This is a genomic window from Roseateles sp. P1_C1_2 (assembly GCF_056406535.1).
This window is the reverse complement of record NZ_JBFUAB010000014.1, coordinates 1-20149: the sequence shown is the minus strand read 5'-3', so window position 1 is coordinate 20149 and position 20149 is coordinate 1. Positions and strand designations below refer to the sequence as shown.

At 68.2% G+C, this 20149-nt stretch carries 17 protein-coding genes and 1 pseudogene; 8 read left to right on the top strand and 10 right to left on the bottom strand.

Features of this window, described 5'->3' with window-relative positions; translation table 11 throughout:
• Nucleotides 1–22: 22 nt before the first annotated feature.
• The 6 genes from AC1D2H_RS14940 to AC1D2H_RS14915 all read right to left on the bottom strand — a co-directional run bounded on the left by AC1D2H_RS14940 (nucleotide 23) and on the right by AC1D2H_RS14915 (nucleotide 8019).
• Nucleotides 23–1591, bottom strand: a complete 1569-nt coding sequence (locus AC1D2H_RS14940; RefSeq protein ID WP_478011506.1) for a flavin monoamine oxidase family protein — start codon at nucleotides 1589–1591, stop codon at nucleotides 23–25.
• A 118-nt stretch (nucleotides 1592–1709) separates the two neighbouring features.
• Entirely contained in the window at nucleotides 1710–2243 is a 534-nt protein-coding gene (locus AC1D2H_RS14935) for an Lcl C-terminal domain-containing protein (protein ID WP_478011505.1), read from the bottom strand.
• A 10-nt stretch (nucleotides 2244–2253) separates the two neighbouring features.
• Nucleotides 2254–3666, bottom strand: a complete 1413-nt coding sequence (locus AC1D2H_RS14930; protein ID WP_478011504.1) for an Lcl domain-containing protein — start codon at nucleotides 3664–3666, stop codon at nucleotides 2254–2256.
• A 131-nt stretch (nucleotides 3667–3797) separates the two neighbouring features.
• Nucleotides 3798–6173, bottom strand: coding sequence for an apolipoprotein N-acyltransferase (gene lnt / locus AC1D2H_RS14925; RefSeq protein WP_478011503.1), 2376 nt, complete (start codon nucleotides 6171–6173; stop codon nucleotides 3798–3800).
• A gap of 53 nt (nucleotides 6174–6226) precedes the next feature.
• The gene (locus tag AC1D2H_RS14920) at nucleotides 6227–6829 is read right to left on the bottom strand and encodes a hypothetical protein (protein ID WP_478011502.1); all 603 of its coding nucleotides are present in this window, start codon (nucleotides 6827–6829) and stop codon (nucleotides 6227–6229) included.
• 74 nt (nucleotides 6830–6903) lie between these two features.
• Complete coding sequence (locus AC1D2H_RS14915; RefSeq protein ID WP_478011501.1) at nucleotides 6904–8019, bottom strand: SGNH/GDSL hydrolase family protein; 1116 nt, start codon at nucleotides 8017–8019, stop codon at nucleotides 6904–6906.
• Nucleotides 8020–8271: 252 nt separating this feature from the next.
• Here AC1D2H_RS14915 and AC1D2H_RS14910 point away from each other — a divergent pair, with 252 nt between their 5' ends.
• Nucleotides 8272–9207: a zinc metalloprotease gene (locus AC1D2H_RS14910; RefSeq protein ID WP_477927565.1), complete on the top strand. Its 936-nt coding sequence runs from the start codon at nucleotides 8272–8274 to the stop codon at nucleotides 9205–9207.
• Nucleotides 9204–9515 (top strand): hypothetical protein, encoded by a 312-nt coding sequence (locus AC1D2H_RS14905; RefSeq protein WP_478011500.1) that lies wholly within the window; start codon nucleotides 9204–9206, stop codon nucleotides 9513–9515. Before AC1D2H_RS14910 ends, AC1D2H_RS14905 begins: the two co-directional genes overlap by 4 nt.
• Before the next feature lie 15 nt (nucleotides 9516–9530).
• Here AC1D2H_RS14905 and AC1D2H_RS14900 read toward each other — a convergent pair whose 3' ends face one another.
• From AC1D2H_RS14900 to AC1D2H_RS14890, 3 genes are all read right to left on the bottom strand, one after another.
• Nucleotides 9531–11033, bottom strand: coding sequence for a TonB family protein (locus AC1D2H_RS14900; protein ID WP_478011499.1), 1503 nt, complete (start codon nucleotides 11031–11033; stop codon nucleotides 9531–9533).
• A 66-nt stretch (nucleotides 11034–11099) separates the two neighbouring features.
• Complete coding sequence (locus AC1D2H_RS14895; RefSeq protein ID WP_477927571.1) at nucleotides 11100–11471, bottom strand: VOC family protein; 372 nt, start codon at nucleotides 11469–11471, stop codon at nucleotides 11100–11102.
• A gap of 46 nt (nucleotides 11472–11517) precedes the next feature.
• Nucleotides 11518–12819, bottom strand: coding sequence for a M23 family metallopeptidase (locus tag AC1D2H_RS14890; RefSeq protein WP_478011498.1), 1302 nt, complete (start codon nucleotides 12817–12819; stop codon nucleotides 11518–11520).
• A 158-nt stretch (nucleotides 12820–12977) separates the two neighbouring features.
• Between AC1D2H_RS14890 and AC1D2H_RS14885 the strand changes: the two genes are divergently transcribed.
• On the top strand, nucleotides 12978–13229 hold the full coding sequence (locus tag AC1D2H_RS14885) for a hypothetical protein (protein ID WP_478011497.1): 252 nt from the start codon (nucleotides 12978–12980) through the stop codon (nucleotides 13227–13229).
• 2 nt (nucleotides 13230–13231) lie between these two features.
• Here AC1D2H_RS14885 and AC1D2H_RS14880 read toward each other — a convergent pair whose 3' ends face one another.
• Nucleotides 13232–14164: an NAD(P)-dependent oxidoreductase gene (locus AC1D2H_RS14880; protein WP_478011496.1), complete on the bottom strand. Its 933-nt coding sequence runs from the start codon at nucleotides 14162–14164 to the stop codon at nucleotides 13232–13234.
• 127 nt (nucleotides 14165–14291) lie between these two features.
• Here AC1D2H_RS14880 and AC1D2H_RS14875 point away from each other — a divergent pair, with 127 nt between their 5' ends.
• From AC1D2H_RS14875 to AC1D2H_RS14855, 5 genes and pseudogenes are all read left to right on the top strand, one after another.
• Complete coding sequence (locus AC1D2H_RS14875) at nucleotides 14292–16337, top strand: M13 family metallopeptidase (RefSeq protein WP_478011495.1); 2046 nt, start codon at nucleotides 14292–14294, stop codon at nucleotides 16335–16337.
• A gap of 570 nt (nucleotides 16338–16907) precedes the next feature.
• Nucleotides 16908–17330 carry a hypothetical protein gene (locus tag AC1D2H_RS14870; RefSeq protein ID WP_477927581.1) on the top strand — a complete coding sequence of 141 codons (423 nt, stop codon included), beginning with the start codon at nucleotides 16908–16910 and terminating at the stop codon, nucleotides 17328–17330.
• Between the two features lie 550 nt (nucleotides 17331–17880).
• Nucleotides 17881–18063 carry a hypothetical protein gene (locus AC1D2H_RS14865; RefSeq protein ID WP_477927583.1) on the top strand — a complete coding sequence of 61 codons (183 nt, stop codon included), beginning with the start codon at nucleotides 17881–17883 and terminating at the stop codon, nucleotides 18061–18063.
• A gap of 108 nt (nucleotides 18064–18171) precedes the next feature.
• Complete coding sequence (locus AC1D2H_RS14860; protein WP_478011494.1) at nucleotides 18172–19740, top strand: diguanylate cyclase domain-containing protein; 1569 nt, start codon at nucleotides 18172–18174, stop codon at nucleotides 19738–19740.
• Between the two features lie 242 nt (nucleotides 19741–19982).
• A pseudogene (locus AC1D2H_RS14855) lies at nucleotides 19983–20149 on the top strand (IS5/IS1182 family transposase); the annotation flags it as partial.

The following is a 20149-nucleotide window of genomic DNA, read 5'->3' as shown; positions in this document are numbered from 1 at the left end:
GGATATCGACTTCAAACTGGTATCAGGACAGCCCCAGGCTGGGCTCCTGGGCAGCCTCGTCCACAGGCCGCGCTGGTATGGTCGCCAGCGCCAGCTCGGCGCTGTTCAGCGCCCCTTCGATGAAGCCCTGGTAGTCGGAATAGGCCTCGCCGACGATGTGCAGATTGCGCGCGCCGCTGCCGAAATCGAAGGCCTTGAAGGCGTCCATGACCTTCCATGAGCGCACGCCCGGCTGCCAGCCGTGGTTGGCCGCGCCATAGGGCGCGCGCGCCCAGTCGCGGATGCCGTAGGTGATGATGGAGTTGCGGATGTACTGGCTGGTCTCGGCCAGGCTCAGGTCGCCAAAGATGCGCCGCGCGTTGTCGGTCAGCTTCAGTGCGGACTCGGCATTCGCATCCGCCGCCCGCTTCACGTCGCGGGCCACGAACAGGGCGAAGGCGTCGACGATGCGCGCGTTCTGGTCCACCTCGGCGCGGTCGTGGCGGTCGCCGTCGATGACGTAGTGGCGCCAGAACTCCGTGGACGGACGGTCCATGTAGAGCAGCACCATGCCGTGGCCGTCGGCATCGGCCTCGGGCGCGCGGCGGAAGTAGTGGATCTCGCGCGTCGGCATGCAGTTGGCGTATTGCTGCGGCGCCTGGCCATAGCTCCACCACGGCGTGTTGCAGACGAAGAAGACCTTGAGCATGGGGAAGCCGTTGACGCAGTCCAGCTGCGAGGCGATGTGCTCGGGCAGATGACGCGTCAGCTTGAGCAGCGGCAGGCGCGGCAGCGCCAGGATGAGGCGCTCGGCGCGCAGCGTGAGGGCGCCGTTCTGCGTCGCCACATCCAGGGCCAGCGTGGGCTTGCCCAGCTCCACGGGGCGCACGCCCATCAGCTTGTGGCCGCCGGCCAGCGTCACATTGGCATGGCCGCGCAGGCGCGTCAGCAGGCCCTCGGTCAGCTTGGCCGAGCCACCCTCGATGCTGGCCAGCTGCTGGCCCACGGTCTTGAGCGCGCGCAGCCACCAGATGATCCACTCGGCCGCGTTCAGGTTCTCCGGGATCATGTGATAGAAAGTTCCGGTGTCGCGCAGCTTGACCAGCGCCCGGTGGCTCAGGATGCCCTGGGCCGAAAGCGCGTTCCAGAAACCCATGTCCCACAGCGGCTGGCCGTGCAGCTGGGCGTGCTTGCGCAGCCGCATGTAGTCGGCCTCGGTCAGCGCGTCGATCCAGGCCTGGTCGTCGGGTGCCCGACCCATGATGAGCATGATGCCGCGCTTGAGCAGCTGCAGCGAGTTCAGGCCTCGCTCTGCCTCGGGCAGGTCTGTGTCATCGGCCGAGACCTGATCGGACGAAGGGCCCGAGAAGTCCAGCAGGCCCACGCCCAGCTCCGCGCACAGGGCCGCGAAACGCGGCTGCAGCGTCGGCTCGAAGCGCATCGGCCCGTACTCGGCGATGAAGCCGTCCATGTCCTCGGTCTCGATGCGCCCGCCCCAGCGGTCGGCCGCGGCTTCCAGCACGAGGATGCGGTGGCCCGCGTCGGCCAGGCGCAGCGCGCAATACAGGCCCGACACGCCGCCGCCGGCGATGACGATGTCATAGGTCGTCATGGGAATGCTCCACTTGTATGTACAACTGAGTGGAAGCATATCGGAGGCCGGGTCTGCCGACGCGCAGTCCTCCAAGAGATGACGAGGGTGCGGCGGCAGCGGGGGTGCGGATGGGCGGTCAGCGCGAGCTTCGCACCAGGAGGACAGGCACGCTGGCGTACTTGCTCGCCGTGCTGAAGGCGCCGTTCTCGCCCACCACCCATGCGTCGTCGAAGCCACCGTTCAGCAGGAAGGGGGCGGGCGTGGCCGTCCAGGTCGCGAAGTTGACGATGGGGAAGAGGTCAGCGTTGAGCGAGGGGGTGGCGCAGCGGTCTTCCAGGATGCTCACGACCTCCTTGGGGTTGGGCAGGCGCCAGTCGCTGTGCCCGGCAAAGCTGGAGGCCCGCGCGGCTTTCAAGGCGTCGGCCCAGGTGTAGGTGGTGACCGTGCCGGCACACCGACCGTTGCCGTTGAGGGTCTCACCGAGCAGGCAGCGCATCCACATCAAGCCGGTCCTGGGGTCCACGACCGTGCCGTCGCCGCGCACGCTGAAGGCCGCCGTCGGCGTGCTGATGGGTACGGCCGTGTCCTGGCGGTTGATGCAAGCCCCCAGCGCGGCGTCCAGGCACAGACTTGCCAGGGCGAGCAAACACAGGTTTCGGTGCGGCGGCATGTCGTTCTCCTCAGGGCGCCGGCTCGGAGCGCACGGCGATGACAGCGCCCGGGCTCTGGAAGGCGCTGGATGTGTACTTCGGGTTCGCCAGCAGCATGCCGGTGGTGACATCCACGGCCCAGGCCGCGTAGCCGACGCTGGCGCTCGCCGAGGCGACCGTCGAAGTCCAGTAGTAGGCGTTGAACCAGGGCGATACGTTGGGGAACACCGCGGGATCGAAGGCCGGCCTGACCCGTGAGTAGTCGACGATGCTGACGAGCTCGCGACGCGTCGGCAGCCGCCAATCCCGATAGCCGCAGAGGGCGGCTTCGTTCAGGGCCTTGATGAAGTGCTGGGTATCGCAGCTCGTCAGCGTGCAGACGCCATCCCCGGCCGGGCCGGGGTTGCCGCCGTTCACGCGCTCGTCCGGTTCGTGCCAGGAATAGGTGTCGCCGGCGGCGGTCAGCGGACTGTGGCCGGGAACCTCCCAGACCAGACCGGTGACGTTGTCCCTGACACAGGGCCATGCCGCGGCGTCGTGGGGCAATGGCGCACCGTTCACGCCGAGTTTGGTGAAATCGAAGCCGGCGCGGCCAAAGCCGAGCTTGGTGAGCTTGCCGGCGCGCGCATCGGCATCCCGGCCGACATCGGCGTCTTGCTGGGGCAGGGCGGCCACCGGGCAGGGCTGGTTCACGCGCTCGAAGTCCGTGCAGCCATCAGCGCCGGTGTCATTCAGCGCCGCAATGCGCTCGACCAGCGCGGGGATGGGCTTGGGCGTGACGCTGATCTCCGCGCTGGGCCGGCTCTCCACGCCGTTGGCGACGTCGGTCGCGACCAGATAGACCGGTGTGCCATTGGCCAGGCCCTCGATGACGACGGGCAGCATGATGCCGAGGTCGCGCACCACCTTGTTGCCGGCCGACTCGACGAAGTTGGCGACGTTGATGTTGGGGCGGGTGGACACATAGACCCGGCTGCTGACGAGATTCCCCTGGTAGTAGCTGCCCACCAGGGACTGCCACGAGACGGTGATGCTGCCGTCGCCCACGGCGGCCTGGATGGCTTGGGGCGGCGAGGGTGGGGGGATGGACGTCACCGTCACGGTCGCGGTCTTGGATACCGTGCCGCCAGGGCCTGTGCAGGACAGCGTGAAGTTGGTCGTCGCCGACAGCGCCGTCGTCGTCTCTGTGCCGGACACAGCCTTGCTGCCACTCCAGCCATTGGTAGAGGTGCAAGAGCTGGCGTCGGTGCTCGACCAGGACAGGGCTGCCGTCTGCCCGATCAGCACCGATTCCGGGCTGGCAGACAGGCTCAGCGTGGGCGCTGGCGCGAGCGGCTGGGGCGGGGCCGACCCACCACCACCGCCACCGCACGAGGCCATGGCAATGGCAACGAGCACGGCCGACATGCGAGCGCCGGACATGCCGCGCAATACGAGCTTCACGATGATCCCTCCCCTGGGTGCGGACCATGACCGCCGCCCGCCGCCCGCTGTCATCGGGCGTTGTTGTTTGATGAAAAATTCTAGCAACGGGCTGTTGCGGCGCAGGGCTGGGCGCCGCGCCTGGCCGCGTATCAGTTCGCCACGGCCCTCAGCAGCAGCCAGGCCGGCAGGCCCAGGTAGAGCGCGGCCAATCCCAGGTTTTCCAGCCAGACGCGCTGCGCCATCGCCTCGCGCGGATGCATGAGGCCGGCAGCGAAGGCGCCCGCCTCGATCACCGCCCTTACCGCCGCCGCACACAGCACCACGCCGGCAATCCACGCCGCCCACCACAGCGCAAAGGCGGTCAGATAGGCCCACAGCCCGTAGCTGTAGAACTCCCCGAAGGCGCTGCCGTAGGCGATCTTCTGGTGCAGCTGGAAGGCGGGCACGGCCAGCAGCAAGGGCAGCAGCAGGAACTTGAAGGCCGGGTGCGCGAGACGGCTGGATGGCAGTTGAGCGCGGCTGCGGGCGTAGGCCCACCAGGATTGCGAGGGCGCTTGCTCATGCACGGGCAAGCCGAGGGCGCGGGCCAGGGCCCAGAGGTCGGGCAGGGCCAGGCCGTGGGGCCAGCGTTCGCCGGAGTTCAGGTGCAGCGAAGCACCGGTGCAGGGCAGCGGCAGGCGCCAGGGTTCGATGGCGGCAATGTCGTGCAGCGGAATCTCCAGCCGCTGCGTGCCGCGTGTCAGCTCCAGCAGGCCGTCTGCAAGCGCGAGCTGCGCGGAACAGCTGCGCAGCAAGAGCCAGGCGGCTGCCTCGGGGATGAGGCACAGGGCCGTGAACGTGCGCAGCAGTGCAAAGGTGTTGCTCTGCAGCGAGCCATCGCCCCACAACCAGGCTGCGCCCATGGCCAACGCGCCGCCGCGCGAGATCAATCGCAGCAGGCCGGCCACGGCACGAGCGGCGGGTGGCAGCACGACGAGCCGCGTCGGCAGCGGGACCGGGGCATTCGCGGGCACCGCACCCAACCCACGGCGCAGCGCGGTCAGCACAGCCAGGCCGGCGAGGAAGAGGGCGGCAGCGCGGCCGACCCAGTCGCCCCAGCGGACCATGAGCGTTGGCGCGGGGTCGCGCACTGGCAAGTCGCCGATGACCAGGGTGCGCTCGCCCATGCGCGTCGCGGCGATGACCTTGCCACGGGCATCGAGGACGGCGCTGAAGCCGTTGGTCGTGACGCGGAACTGCGGCAGGCGCGTCTCGATGCTGCGAAAGGCCGCGACGGCCTGGTGCAGGGCGGCGCCCTGCTCGTAGTCCGTGAACCAGGAGTCGTTGGACATCGTCAGGATGACTTGAGCACCCAGGCGTGCGCCGGCGATGGCCAGGCCGGTGTCGGTGTCGTCCAGGCAGATCAGCGGCAGCACCGGGATCTCGCGGCCATCGGCCAGGCGCAGCGGGAAGACGCGTGCGCCGCTGCCGGGCTGCCAAGTGCCGGCGCCGGGCAGCCAGCCGCGCAGCGTGTCAGCCCAGGCGGGCAGGTATTCGGTGAACGGGAAGAGCCGGGTCTTGCGGTACAGGCCAGCCAAGCCGCTGCGGGGCTGCACGATGGCGGCGGCGTTGTATTCGCCAGCCTCATCGCGGTCGTAGGTGCCGAACACAAAGGGCACGCCGGCCGCGTCGACGATGGCCTGGATCTCGGCGTCCAGTTCTGCACCGGCCGCGCTCTTGGGCTGGCCGAAGCTGGTGGGGTAGACGGTCTCGGACCACAGCACCGCGTCCACGTGCTGGCGCTCGACGGCGTCGTAGCTCATCGCGAAATGGGTGTCGAGCACCTCGCGCACGACGTTGCCGGCACCTTTCTCGCGGCGCAGGCGCTCGTAGTCGGTGATGTTGGACTGGACCAGGCCCATGCGCAGCGGCTTGGCTATGGCGGGCGGCTCGGGCTGCAATGCAAGGAGGCCGTAGCCGGCCAGCAACAGAGGTCCCGCAACGGCCAGTGCCAAGGGCGTGGCAAAACCATCGCGACGGCGCGCCAGTGCGGCGGCAAAGGCCTCGTTGGCCAGCAGCAGCACGACGGTCAAGCCGGTGGCGCCGCCCAGCTCGGCGGCCTGGCGCAGCAGCGGCGCGGGGTAAAGGCCGTGGCCGAAGGTGTCGCCCAGCAGATGTGGCAGCGCCCATTCGGTGGCCACCCAGGCGGCCGCGCCGGCTGCGGCAGCGAGGGCCGCGCCGTGATGGTGACGCACGACGTGGCGCACGACGGCAAAGACGAGGAACTGCGGCTGGAACAGCGGCGCCGCGAGCAGCAGCAGCGCCAAGCCCGCGCCCGCGCCGATCTGCGTGTAGGCGCCCAGGGCGCTGCCGAACCAGAAGAACACGGCCGCCGTGTAGGCGACCGACATGGCCCAGGCACTGAGCAGCGTGTGGCCGAGCCGGGTTTCGGCATCCAGCGTGCGCAGCCAGGGCAGCAGGGCGACAAAGCCCAGCATCCAGGCCGAGCCGCCGCGGGCGTAGAGGCCGCAGAGCAGCGCGGCCATGACGACGCCGCTCCACCGGCTGCTAGCGAGCCGGCCGGGCCAGGCGGCGCGGGTCAACGCGGGCCGTCCACTGGGGCAGGGACGGCGATGCGCCGGATGGGCAGGCCGGGCGGCGCGAGTTCGGGTGTCACGATGCGGTCGGCCGGCACGGCGACCGTGCGGCCGTTGACGACGACGGTCTTGGCATCCGGCGAGAACATCAGCATGGGCTCGATGCGCTGGCCGTCGTCAGTGGCCTGGTGATGGCGCACATAGCCCGGTGGCAGCTCGAAGCCGTCGGGCACGGCCAGGCCGATCAGGGGCGGGCGGGTGCCGGGGGGATTGAAGGCGCCCAGGCCGGTGCGCACGCCGGCCGCGTGCAGGCGCTGGATCACTTCGGCCATCGTGGGGCGTTCGCCTTCGTTGATGTAGTCGGCCAGGTCGGGCGTCGGGTCGCCGTTGGGATCACGCAGGCGCGGGATGCGAGCGGCCGGTGCCATGTTCGTTGGGGTCATGACGGCCACCGTGACGGGTGTGCTGGCTTCGGGCAGCGGCGCCGCCGGTGGCGCTGCCGCCAGTGGCGCTTGGGCAGGCAGCGCGGCGACGCGCGGCGCGGGTGCCTCGGCCGTCGGCCACCACCAGGCCAGCCCACCGGCTACCGCAGCGAGCGCAAGCACCAGCACCCAGGGGGAGGGCCCCCAAGAGGTGTTTTGGCGATCGCTGGGTCGCGTCATGCCAGCCTGCCCTCAGCTCAGGGGGCGGCCGGGTTGGACGTCGAGATCGCCCAGCCCATGCGCTCGTGGCCGTACTGGTTCCAGATCGGGTTCTTGCCGTTGCTGAACGAGGTGTAGCGCGCCGCGCCCGAGCCGGTGGTGCCGCCGAAGATGCCGGCGGACACGGTGCCGCCGCTGTAGGTCGGGTGCGTGTCGTCGGACTGGATGTAGTCGTAGCTGCTGCTGCTGGAGACGAACTTGGCGTTGGCGTCGCGGATGGTGGGCTTCAGCGTCGTCGTGATGCGGGTCACATAGCTGGCCTCGCTCTCGCCGGCCACATAGCGCAGGCCGTCGGAGTCGATGACGCCGTCGCCGTTGCTGTCGTAGTCGGCGCCCATGTACTGCGCGAAGTTGTCGGCGCACTGGAAGCCCTTCTGGCGCGCGTACTCGCACATCCAGTAGTTCATCGTCGCGATCTTGGGCAGGAAGCGGTCGCGCATGTTCACGGTGGCGCCGGTGGTTGCGTCCTTGCAGCTGCTCTGCGTGTTGTCGGCGTTGTAGCCGGGGTAGTGCAGGTTGGAGATCTGCTTGAGCTTCACGCCCGCGTAGGCATTGGCGTTGATGAAGTCCATCGCGGCGGCCACATAGGTCTTGCAGCTGTTCACGGCGGCGTCCATGCCGGCGTAGTTGCAGGTGCCGGTCTGGCTCTTGAAGGCCGAGCGCGCCTGCAGGCCGTCGTTGCCGCACATCTCGAAGGTGACGACGCGCGTGGACGCCGCCTGCATATAGGACTTCTCGGCCACGATCTTGTTGCTGTAGACGTCCGAGGCCACGGCGCCGGACTTGGCGCGGCGCACGCTCTCGATGTCGGCGTTCCAGAGTGCCGACAGGTATTCGGCGTTCACCGTCGGCGCGGCGTATTTGGCGGCGTTCAGCACCGAGCCGTTGTAGCCGGCGTAGATGGAGTCACCGTAGGCGACGATGCGGTATTTGGCGGTCGTGCCGGCACGGTCGATGGTCCAGGACACGTTCTGCGTCAGCGTGCTGGCGGCGGCCGGCGTGGCGAGGCCGACGGCGGCCAGCAGCGGCAGCGCCAGTCGGCAGGCGGCGCGGCCTATGGTGCGGTGGATAGCGGCGCTAAGGGAAGTCCTCATCTGTGTCTCCTTGCTTGTGTTTTGCGACGGGAACCAACAGAGCGTCCGGCCGCGCGTCAGCACCGCCGGAACCACGAACAACATCTCACGCTAGCACCCCACCTGCGGGGTGAATCGGGGACATTCCCTCTGTGTGCGCTGCAGCAAGAGGGACAGGCGAACCCGGGTTCTTCCTCAAAGCTGGGGAGGCGCCGTCGGGCCATCGCCGCTACGTTTGCGCTGCTCATCCATCGGTGAGCAAGGAGTCCTGCCATGGCCACCAAAAAGGGCGCCGCCGGCGCCAAGTCCGCTGCCCCCGTGCTGAAGCGCAAGTGCGGCTGCATGTCCGTTCACTACTGGCTGCTGGAGCAGCATCCGCAGTACCGCATCGCGCAGAGCGCCATGGAGCATTCCTTCATGGACTCCCGGCGCATGGCCAAGGTTGCGCCCAAGAAGCCCTACCGCATCAACGTCGTGGTTCACCTGCTGCAGTCGCCGGGCGCGCCCAAGGTCACGGCCGCGCAGGTCGCCTCCCAGATCAAGATCCTCAACCAGGATTTCCGCGCCAAGAACGCCGATCGCAACAAGGCGCCCGTCGTCTGGAAGGGCCTGGTCGCTGACCCCATGATCGAGTTCCAGCTGGCGACCAAGGATCCCAAGGGCAAGCCGACCACCGGCATCCTGCAGGTGCCGACCAAGGAGACGGCTTTCGGTCAGAACGACTCGATGAAGGATCCCAAGCGCGGCGGCAGCGCGCCCTGGCCGGCCGCCCGCTACCTGAACATCTGGGTCTGTCCGCTCAAGGATGGGCTGCTCGGCTATGCGCAGTTCCCCGGTGGCCCGGCGGCGACCGACGGCGTCGTCATCTCCGTCAACGCCTTCGGCACCGGTGGCACGGCAAAGGCGCCGTTCAACAAGGGCCGCACCGCCACCCACGAGATCGGCCACTTCTTCAACCTGCGCCACATCTGGGGCGACACGCCGGACTGCAGCGGCGGCGACGGTGTCGACGACACGCCCAATGCGGAAGGCCCCAATTTCGGCGCGCCGGGCTTCCCCAGTGTCAGCTGCCAGAACGGCCCCAACGGCGACATGTTCATGAACTACATGGACTATGTCGACGACGTCGCCATGTTCATGTTCACGCCAGAGCAGGTGGCGCGGATGCACAGTGCGCTGGACGGCCCGCGAAAGTCGCTCATCACATGAACAAGCAGCAACTCCTTGGCGCCTGGGTGCATGCGCACGAGCGCGACAGCGCGGGTGCCAGCGTCTTCGTCGACGCCGCTGAATCCCTGCCACCCAGCCGTGGCCGTCAGCGGCTGACCTTCCTGGAAGACGGGCGCTTCGAGGAGGGGCGGCCGGGCGCCGACGACAAGGCGGTCCAGTCGGGCGGCACCTACGAGTTCGACGGCAAGCGCCTGCTGCTGCACCGCAGCGGTTTCGCGACCGCCACCTTCGAGGCATCGCGCAGCGACGACGGCGCCAACCTGCGGCTGAAGAAGCTGGAAGGCTGACGCGCCTCGCTCGCCTCAGTACAGCCGGATCGCCGAGTCGAAATGCCAGGTGCGGCGGATCTCGACGACGTCGTATTCGCGTGCCAGGGCCGGCGGGAAGGCGGGGTAGTTGGCCTGGCTCTCGATGACGCGGCGGATCGCCTCGTCCAGGGCCGGCACGCCGCTCGAGCGGTAGAAGCTGACGGACTCGACCGTGCCGTCGGCGCGGATGGCGACCGTCACCAGCGGGTCGGTGTAGGGCTGCTTCAGCGTGTCTCGCACCAGGTCGAAGGTCTGGTTGAGCTGGATCTTGCGCGCCCAGGCCTCGGCGTAGAGCACCATCTCCGCGTTGGCATCGGTGCGGCCGAACAGGCGGCCGCGGCGGGCGCTGCTCCAGGAGGACGGCAGGTTGGAGGGGGCCTGGCGTGCCGCATCACGTTTGGCGGCTTCCTCGTTCAGCTGCTGGCCGATGGCGCGCAACTTCGCTTCGCGTTGCTCCTCGACGGCCCTGGCCTCGGCCAGCTTGGCGGCCGCGGCGCGGGCGGCTTCCTGGCGAGCGGCCTCCTGGCGACCCGCTTCCTGCCTGGCTGCTTCCTGCCTGGCGGACTCGGCGGCCTGGCGGGCGGCTTCAGCACGCGCCGCTTCCTGGCGCACGGCCTCCTGGCGGGCCGCCTCCTGCCGAGCGGTTTCCGCGCGAGCCGCTTCGGTGCGCGCGCTCTCCTGCCGGGCCGCTTCCTGTTGGGCGGCGGCCCGACGTTCCGCCTCCAGGCGCGTCGCTTCCGCCTTCGCGGCGGCCTGGCGCTGGGCCTCGGCGCGTTCAGCCTCCAGCTTGGCCGCCTCGGCACGGGCCGCGGCCTCCTGACGCGCGGCCTCCTTGCGAATCGCGTCCTGCCGGCTGGCTTCCTGCTTCGCCGCTTCCAGGCGCTCCGCCTCGGCCAGTCTTTCCGTCTGCTGCTGGGCCTGTTGCTGGGTCTCGCGTCGGGCGCGGTCGAGCTGGGCCAGTTCCGCGGCGCGCTCGCGGGCTTCGCGATCCAGGGCGGCCCGGGCCGTGTCATCGCGGGTCAGCGTGGTCAGGGCGCTGGACGCGGCGGACAGCGCGGCGATGACGGGCGCCGACGCGGGCAGGGCGGCCGGTACGGCCCAGTTCGTCTCGGTCGGCTTCTCCACGGCGATGACGGCGGTGGCCGGCGGCGGCGCAGGTGGCGCCAGTGCGGGGGCCTCGGGCGCTGCTGCCGGTTCGGCGTGGGGCTCCGTGCTTGATGTCGGCGCGGTGACGGGCTCCGGGGGCGGGACAGCAGGCACTTCGATCGCCGGCGTGAGCAGCACGACACGCAGGTCGGGCACTTCGGCGCGCCGGGCCTGCCAGGGCAGGCTCAGGCCGGGCAGGCCCAGGCCTTCACCGCCGAAGGTCAGGCTCAGCAGCAGGGCATGGAAAAGCAGCGAGATCCCCCAGGCGAGCCCAGGGCGGGAGGGCGCGCGCCGCCGCGGCCAGGGGGCAAGCGTCGGTACGCGGCTGGGATCGGAGGACCAACGGCTCAAGCCGGCCCCATCAGGCGGGGGCGGTTCAGCTCGGAGCAGGCCAGGCAGCGCATGCGCCCATTGTCGTCAGACGTGCTGGTCGATCAGCACCGGGTTGCCATCAGGGTCGGTCAGCGAGATATGGCCCGGCCCCGTGGATGCGGGGTCGGCCGCCTGGTCCAGCGCCAGGCCCTGGGCCTGCAGCCGGGCCTGGATCTGCCTCACGTCGAGGAAGGCCGGCAGCGCCTGGGCATTGCTGTCCCAACCGGGGTTGAAGGTCAGCATGTTCTTGTCGAACATGCCCTGGAAGAGGCCGATGACGGTCGCTCCGTTCTTCAGGATGAGCCAGCGCTGGTCCTGGTTGCCGCCGAAGACGCTGAAGCCCAGCGCCTCGTAGAAGGCGCGGGAGGCCGCGATGTCCTTGACCGCGAGGCTGATCGAGAAGGCACCCAGTTCCATGGCGAATCCTTGGCGAGCTTGAAGCCCGCAGGGTATCGCCAAGGACTCAGTTCGGATTGCCGGTCTGCGAGGTCACGTTGTCGCCCGTCTTGGGCACCTGGCAGCCGTTGAAGCTGATGGCGACCGACTGGCCCCAGTCGAGGGAGTCGGCCTGCACCTGGAAGTGCAGATGCGGCCCGGTCGTGCGGCCGGTGTTGTCGCTCAGCGCGATGACGGTGCCGGCCTCGACCTTGTCGTTCTCCTTGACCTTGACGCTGTTGGGCGTCAGGTGGAAGTACCAGCTCGTGAGGCCGCCCAGGTGGCGGATGCGCACCGTGTTGCCCCAGTTGTCCTGGCTGCCGCCGGGGAAGGGCTGGTTGGTGGCCGTCGTGGGCGACGAGGGGTCGTAGGTTGTCGTCTGGCTCTGGCGCACCCACTCGACGGTGCCGGCACGCGCCGCGCGGACCTCCGTGCCGGAATCCATCATGAAGTCGAAGGCAAAGGCCTGGCTGCCGTTGTGCGAGCCCGGTGGCGGGCTGTTGTTGCCCTGGCCCACGTTGCGCGTGACGCCGTTCTTCCAGGGGTAGTGGTAGGCACCCTGGGCCTCTTCCTGCATCTTCAGGAAGCCCAGGCGAAGGCCCTTGCCGAAATAGGCCATGTCCTCGGTCGCGAGGTCGACCCAGCAGCGCCGGTGCACCCAGTACTGCGTGCCCGAGCCGGGGCGCCACACGGCGGCGTAGCTGCCGCCGTCCGACGACATCGTCTTCAGCCGCAGGCCTTGCGGGAAATAGGTAGCGTCCTTGGCCTCCATGGCGGCGCCGTTCATRCCCCAGTGGATCCACTGCGTGCCGCTGCCCGGCTGCCACACGGCGGCGAGCTTGCCGTTGTCCAGCTCGATCTGCGTGACGCGCAGGCCGGCCTTGAAATAGGGCGCGTCCTTGGCCTTGAACTGGTCGCCAGTCAGGTCCCAGTGCACCCACTGGGTGCCGCTGCCCGGGCGCCAGGCGGCGGCGAAGCGGCCGTTGTGCAGGGAGAAGGCGGCGATGCGCAGGCCCTGCTTGAAATAGGCCGTGTCCTTGGCCTTGAAGTCGGCCGCGCTCATGTCCCAGTGCACCCATTGCGTGCCGCTGCCGGGCTGCCAGACGGCGGTCAGCTTGCCGTCCCGCACGGTCAGCGACACGATGCGCAGACCCTGCTTGAAGTAGTCCATGTCGGCCGTCTTGAACTCGTCGGGCGACACGCCGGCCTTGACCCATTGCGTGCCCGAGCCGGGGCGCCATACGGCGACGTAACCGTCGGCGAGGGCCTGAGAGGCGGACAGCGTGGCGGCGGCCAGCAGGGCGGCGGCCAGGACATGACGCTTGGACATCGTCGGCTCCTTGTTCTGCCAGGGGGCCGGATCAGTATCTGGACAGGCGCGCCACGCGCCAATCGTGGAATTAGGGAAGGGTTGGTGCGGGGGCTTGTCGCAATCGGGACCGCCATGGCGTCTGTTCCATAAGCCCGACAGTTTTCGGAGATTCCATGATGGCCTCCCTGCCCGATCCCCGCCGCCTGCTGACCCTCGATGCGCTGTTCGCGCGCCGCCGTCCGGCGCGGGTCGAGCGTGAGGAGCCGCCGCTGACGCGCATGCCCGACGACGCCGACGTGCTGATGATGCAGGCGATGGCCAGCACCCAGATCGGCCGCCTGGCCGCTGAGGTGGCGCTGGAGGAGGGCGGCCGCCGCCAGTACGCGGCCCGCGGCGAGAGCCAGGTGGTGGAGGCCCGGCGCGGCTGAATTCAGAGGGCGGTCGGCAGCGCCTCGCCGCGCCGCCAGGCCTCGACGTTGGCGATGAAGTTTTCCACCGTCGCGCGGATGGACTGCGGCGACCAGCCGGCCACATGGGGCGTCAGGATGACGTTGTCCAGGCCCAGCAGCTCCTCGGGCGGCCGGGGTTCGCTCTCGTAGACATCCAGGGCCGCGCCGGCGATCTGGCCGGCCCTCAGCGCCGCGGCCAGGGCGGCCGTGTCCACGCAGCTGCCGCGCGAGATGTTGACGACATGGCCCCCCGGGCCCAGGGTGGCCAGCACCTGCGCATTGACGATGTGCCGGGTTGCGGCGCCGCCGGGCGTGGCGACGACGAGGTCGTCGGCCCAGGCGGCCAGGCTGGCCACGCTGTCGAACCAGGTCGCGTCGCCCGAACCCTCGCGCGGGCGGCGGTTGTGATAACCGATGACCATGCCGAAGGCGGCGGCGCGCGTGGCGATCTTGAGGCCGATGCCGCCCATGCCGATGACGCCGAGGCGCCGGCCCTTGAAGTTGGGAAACAGCGGCAGCGCATCGCGCCAGATGCCGGCGCGCAGGGCCACGCCCTGCTGGGGCAGGGCGCGCACGCTGGCCAGCAGCAGCGCCAACGCGTGGTCGGCCACGCAGTCGTCATTGGTGCCGGCGCCGTTGCAGACGAGCACGCCGCGCGCCTTGGCCGCCGCCACGTCGAGGTTCTCGTAGCCAGCGCCCTGGGCGGCCAGCAGCTTCAGCTGGGGGCAGGCGGCGATCTCGGCGGCGGTGAAGCCGACCGAGCCATTGGTCAGCACCAGCTCGATGTCGGCGCCGCGGGCCGCGATGGCGGCGGCACGCGCGGCGGGGTCCAGCGCCTCGATGACGGCGAAGCGCTGCAGCAGCAGGGCCTTGTGTTCGGCGGCGATCGGGACGAGGAGGAGCAGGGTGTTCATGGGCGGGGCTGGCGAATCAGAATGCGCCCATCATGGCTGAACCTCTTGAGCCGGCGGCGCCTCTGACGAATGGCGCGGGCCGGCCGAGCACCCACAATCCGCCCACTTGAAAATTTCCCGCCCCACCATGAAACGACTGCTGCTTCCCGCGCTGCTCGCGGCGACGCTGGCCCATGCGGCCAACGAGACGCCGCTCGACGCCCTGCCCTACACGCCCAGCCTGGACGTGACGGCCATGGACCGCACGGTTGACCCCTGCGACGACCTCTACAAGTTCGCCTGCGGTTCCTGGACCCAGACCAACCCGATTCCGGCAGACCAGTCGCGCTGGTCGGTCTACGCCAAGATGGCCAACGAGAACCAGCGCTACCTCTGGGGCGTGCTGAACAAGCTGGGCACGCCGGGCGCCGAGCGCACGGCCACCCAGGTCAAGCTGGGCGACTACTTCGCTGCCTGCATGGACGAAGGCGCCGTGCAGGCCGCCGGCCTGACGGGCCTGCAGCCGCTGCTGGACCGCATCGCCGCGCTGAAGGACAAGCCGGCCCTGCCAGCCCTGCTGGCCGAGCTGCAGCAGGCGGCCGGCAATGACCGCCTCTTCTTCGGCTTCAGCGCCGGCCAGGATTTCGCCGACGCGACGCGCCAGATCGCCTTCGCCTCGGCCGGCGGCCTGGGCCTGCCCGATCGCGACTACTACCTGAAGCGCGACGACAAGACGCTCAAGATCCGCACTGCCTACGAGGCCCATGTGGCCCGCCTCTTCGAGCTGCTGGGCGACTCGCCCGCGGCCGCCAAGGCGGGGGCACGCAGCGTGCTCGCCACCGAGACGGTGCTGGCCAAGGCGTCGCTCAGCAAGGTCGACAAGCGCGACCCCTACAAGACCTTCCACGTCGTCGATGCGCGCGGCCTGAAGGCGCTCGTGCCCGGTTTCGACTGGGCCAGCTACCAGGCCGCACTCGGCAGCGCGCCCTGGCATGCCCGCTACAACGTCACCGAGCCGGCCTTCTTCAAGGCGCTGGGCGCGCGGCTCAAGGCCATGAGCCTGGCCGAGCTGAAGACCTATCTGCGCTGGCAGCTGGCCAGCAGCCTGGCTCCGGCGCTGGACAACGGCTTCGTGCAGGCCAACTTCGACTTCTACGGCCAGACGCTGACCGGCACGCCGCAGCTGAAGCCGCGCTGGAAGCGTTGCGTGCAGCTCGTCGACGCCCAGCTCGGCGAGGCCCTGGGCCAGGAGTTCGTCGCGCGCAACTTCACGCCCGATCTGAAGGCCGCCACGGTGCAGATGACGGACGAGATCGAGGCCGCGATGGCGCGCAGCATCGACGGCCTGAGCTGGATGAGCGCCGAGACCAAGGCGCGCGCCCACGAGAAGCTCAAGGCCATCGTCAACAAGGTGGGCTACCCCGAGCGCTGGCGCGACTACACGGCCTTTGCCGTGAAGCCTGGCGACTTCCTCGGCAACGCCATGCGCGGCAATGTCTTCGAGGCCAGGCGCCGCCTGGCCAAGATCGGCCAGCCGCTGGACCGCGGCGAATGGAGCATGACGCCGCAGACGGTGAATGCCTATTACGACGCGCAGATGAACGACATCAACTTCCCCGCCGGCGTGCTGCAGGCGCCGCTGTATGACGCCGCACTCGACGAGGCGCCCAACTATGGCAACACCGGCGGCACCATCGGCCACGAGCTGACGCATGGCTTCGACGACGAAGGCCGCCAGTTCGACGCCCAGGGCAATCTGAAGAACTGGTGGACCAAGAAGGACGGCCAGGCCTTCGAGAAGCGCGCCGCCTGCGTGTCCGACCAGTACGCCACCTACACCGTCGTCGACGACATCAAGATCAACTCCAAGCTGACGCTGGGCGAAGACCTCGCCGATCTCGGCGGGCTCATCCTGGCCTGGGAGGCCTGGAAGGTGCACATGACCGGCAAGACGCTGGAGAACCGCGACGGCCTGACGCCCGAGCAGCGCTTCTTCGTCGGCTTCGCGCAGTGGGACTGCGCCGATGCCCGCCCCGAGGCGCTGCGCGTGCAAGCCAAGGTCGACCCGCATTCGCCGGCCCGCTGGCGCATCAACGGCGTCGTCGTCAACATGCCGGAGTTCGAGAAGGCTTTTGCCTGCAAGCCGGGCGCCAAGCTGGTGAAGAAGGCGGGAGAGCACTGCAAGGTGTGGTGAGGCTCGTGCAGATAGCCTGCGCGTTTGCGCTGGGCAACGCTTGGGCGCGCGCCATCGCGGCGCCCGGCGTGCCGCGTGCAGACCGGGGGGCTCGGGTCACGGCATGAGTCGCCCACTCCGCCCGCCCCATGCCCGTGTTTTGTTCGAATTGCTGGCCAGCAGGGCAGACGGGACCGTGAAGTGCGTACTTTCGGGATATCGGCCTGTCTACGACGTCAGGCCGGACTGCTGGACCAGCGTGCATCACGAATTCGAGGCCGACAGCGAAGTCCGGACGGGCGGCCAAGCTTCGGCGGACATCTGGTTTGTTTCACCAGAAGCCTATCCGGGTGTGTTGTGGCCCGGCCGGGTTCTTAGCGTCGCTGAGGGCTCTCGAATCGTTGGCAAGGCAACCATCGAGCAGGTCTTCGATGCGGGTCTCATGAGGCCGGTTGACTTGTAGTACCTCTTTGCAGCGATTGCTGCCTGTCGCGTGCATCGCCTCGGAGGTCAGGTTTCGGCCAGGAGCGGTCTCCGAAGAATGGCAGTTGTCGGGTAGGCTGCCGGAGCTTTCCTGGAGGTCAAAGGCACATGGATCATCTACGGCGAGTCACCGAACGGGTTTCAAGACTGGGACATCCAGATGATGCAGATACGCCTCGTCCGCTGCTTAGCCTGGAGGAGTTCTTCACTGGCAATACGTGCGTCGGAAGCATCGGCTGCAATCTTCCATCCGCTCCTAGTCCGGACGAAATCCATCAAGCGCTGAAACGCATCGCCGAGCGGCCAGACGTCGCGGACGTCCGCGTTCAGATTACCCAGTTCGATGACCCGGACTGGCCGTTTTCCGACACGGTCTTCATCTTCACAACCTCTACGCCGGAAGACGTCTTGGAATGGTTTCCTGAGGATCTGGCGCCTGATGAGACATGGGACGGCTTTGACCCCTCTGTCCGTTATGAGCCCTATGCCGTGCCGAAGGGAACCCGACCGATCGCATGCTGGTGGGACTGAGACTTGACGCCCGCAACCGGCCAGGAGCTGCCAGTCGCTAGCGATGGCTTTCGTACCTCGGCCAGCGACTGCGCTACTCGCTGCCCTGCCGCAGCGGCCTGCGCTGGCCCTCAAGGCAATCTCGGGCGCAATGTCAGCGCCTGCGCCTGACTTGGCCCCTTCGCCACCCCGAGCAAGCGGCGAGACTTGATCTTTCCAGTCGATGAGGAGCCGGGATGTGCGCGTCGGCTCTGTGGCGTCCGCGCAGAGCAGCAGGCGGGCTGAAGCGGGCCTGGTCGTGCTGCTGGTCCCGGCATCGGCTGTCCTTGGTGAAGGGCTGCTTTCAGGTTTCCCATCGATCGGTTCGTCGCCCAAGCGGCCCTATATGTGATGGCCGGACGCATACGGCAAGATCGCGGGCTTGCGCCAAGTACTGGACACCGCGGCCGCAGCGGCAGCGCGACGGCCGCGGCGATTTCGGGGAGCGGGGCGACAGAGCGCAGCTTCCCTACGAAGGCCGTCCAGAACTCCCCGCATTCAGCAGCGAGTACCGCTTCTAGAGTCTTCTACCGTGAAGACGCTCGCTGGCAAGATCGATGAAGGGCCCGTTGTGGATGATCTGGCCTTTTGGGCCTGCGTTCTTGACGTCGCCGAAGCGCAACTCGAATTCGTGGTGCGCATGGTGGGCCGTGATGCGAACGCTGTCGCGCGCTACATGGTGATGATCAGGCAGCTGAGCATCCACGGTCACTAGCTCCTGCTCAGGGACACCAGAACGACGCCTGGTCGATCGGGTGCATCAATCGCATCACCGGCGCCTTGCAACATCTGAGCCTCTGGCTGGCCTGGCCACAAGGCGTTCATGATCTGGATTCATCCCGGGCCCCATGACGTGCTGAGCACCCCCACTCTTTTTGTCGCTCTCTTCGCCGCGTTTGCCCTGTTCGGCCTGACGCTCGCCGTAGCCAGGCGCTCGCTGCCTGAAAGTCCGGCGCTGGGTATCTGGGCGCGCGGAACCTGGCTGATGATTGCAGGGTTCGTCTTGGTCGTGACCCGGGCTGTCGGCCCCGCGTGGCTTGCCATTATTGGCGGCAATGCACTGGTGATGGCGGGGCTCTGGTTCAACGCCCACGCGCTTCACCGATTCATCCGGGACCGTTCCGCCCCCAAGTTGCAATTGGGCCTGCTTCTGCTTGGCGTGGTCGCCGTCGTATCGCTCGTCAATCAGCCCTTGCCGCTTCGCACCGCGGTTGTTTCGCTGTTGATTGCCGCTCAGATTGCGCCGATGGCCATCCTCGCGCTGGGCAAGGGGTGGCACGCCGAGCCGTCCTTGCGCACGGTCGGCATCACGTTGGCACTGACAGCGGTTGCCTTGGTGGTGCGTGCGCTGCACGCGAGCTTGTCTCCTGAGCAATACGTCGACTTCTTTCAGGGGAGTCTGGGCAACGGCCTCACCTACCTTGCGTCCTACCTGTTTCCGCTGGGCGCCGGCATCGGGTTCATCCTGGCCAACCTCGAGCGCGCGACGCGCAGCATGGCCCTGCTGTCCGGGCGGCTTCAACAGGTGACGCGTGAGCAGCAGGCCATGCTCGATACCGAGTTGATCGGCATCACAAGGCTTCGTGATCGAAAGTCCATGTGGACCAACCGGGCGCTCGAGACCATGTTCGGGTATGAACCCGGCGAGCTGGCGGGAACACCCTCCCGGCTGCTGTACCTGCATCAAGAGGCGTACGACGCGCTGGGGCGGGAGGCCTACCCCGTCCTGCAGTCGGGGCTGACGTATCGCACCCAGATGCAGATGCGAAAGAAGAATGGCGATCCGATCTGGGTGGACTTGAGCGGTGTCCTGCTGACTGCCGACAAGGGTGAGTCGCTTTGGATGATGCAGGACATCACCGAGCAGAAGCTGCATCAACAGCGCGTCGAACAGATCGCTTTTCATGATGCGCTGACGGGCCTGCCGAACCGCGTGTTGCTGGGCGACCGGATCGGCCAGACCCTGCTGCTGTGCGAGCGACTGAAGTCATGCTGTGCCGTCTGCTTCCTCGACCTGGACGGTTTCAAGGCGGTCAACGACATCAGGGGCCACGACGCCGGCGACCGGCTGATGAAGGAAATCGGCCGCCGACTTCAATCCTGCATTCGGGCCAGCGACACCGCGGCGCGGCTCGGGGGCGATGAGTTCGTCCTGCTCCTGTCCCCCGTTGACACGCAAGAAGACTGCGACGAGATCTTGCGCCGCGTCCTGACCTCCATCGCCGAACCGATCTTCCTTGGCGAAGGCCCTCCAGTGACCGTGACGGCCAGCATTGGCGTCGTCACCTATCCCGACGTGCCTGCAGGCGCAGACGAGCTGGTGTCTTATGCGGACCGCGCCATGTACATGGCCAAGCGAGCGGGGCGAAACCAGGTCTGCTATTGGCGATGAAGGTGTAGGCGGCTGGGGAAGTCAGGTTGACGGCCTTGCCTCGGCCTGCCGCACAGCCTCAACGTTGAATGGCTACTTCGCGGAAGCCTGCTAAGCCTGTGCGAACTTCCGCTCTGGGTCGAAGCGACCGCTCGAAGCGCTTTCATTGAAGGACCGCGTTCAGCCGAGGCTGTGTGAAAACCCTCCTTTGATTGGACGCACCGCCGCCTAAATTTTGTGAACGCCACAGCACGGGCTGCCACATGAAGCGATTCATCGAGGGAGAAGGCCGACACCAGGTCACGCTGCTACCCGAGTGCCTTGACGACTTCGTCGACGCAGACAACCCGGTCCGAGTCGTTGACGCCTTTGTCGATGAGTTGGATCTGCAGGAGCTGGGCTTTGAAGGCGCCAACCCAGCGACGACGGG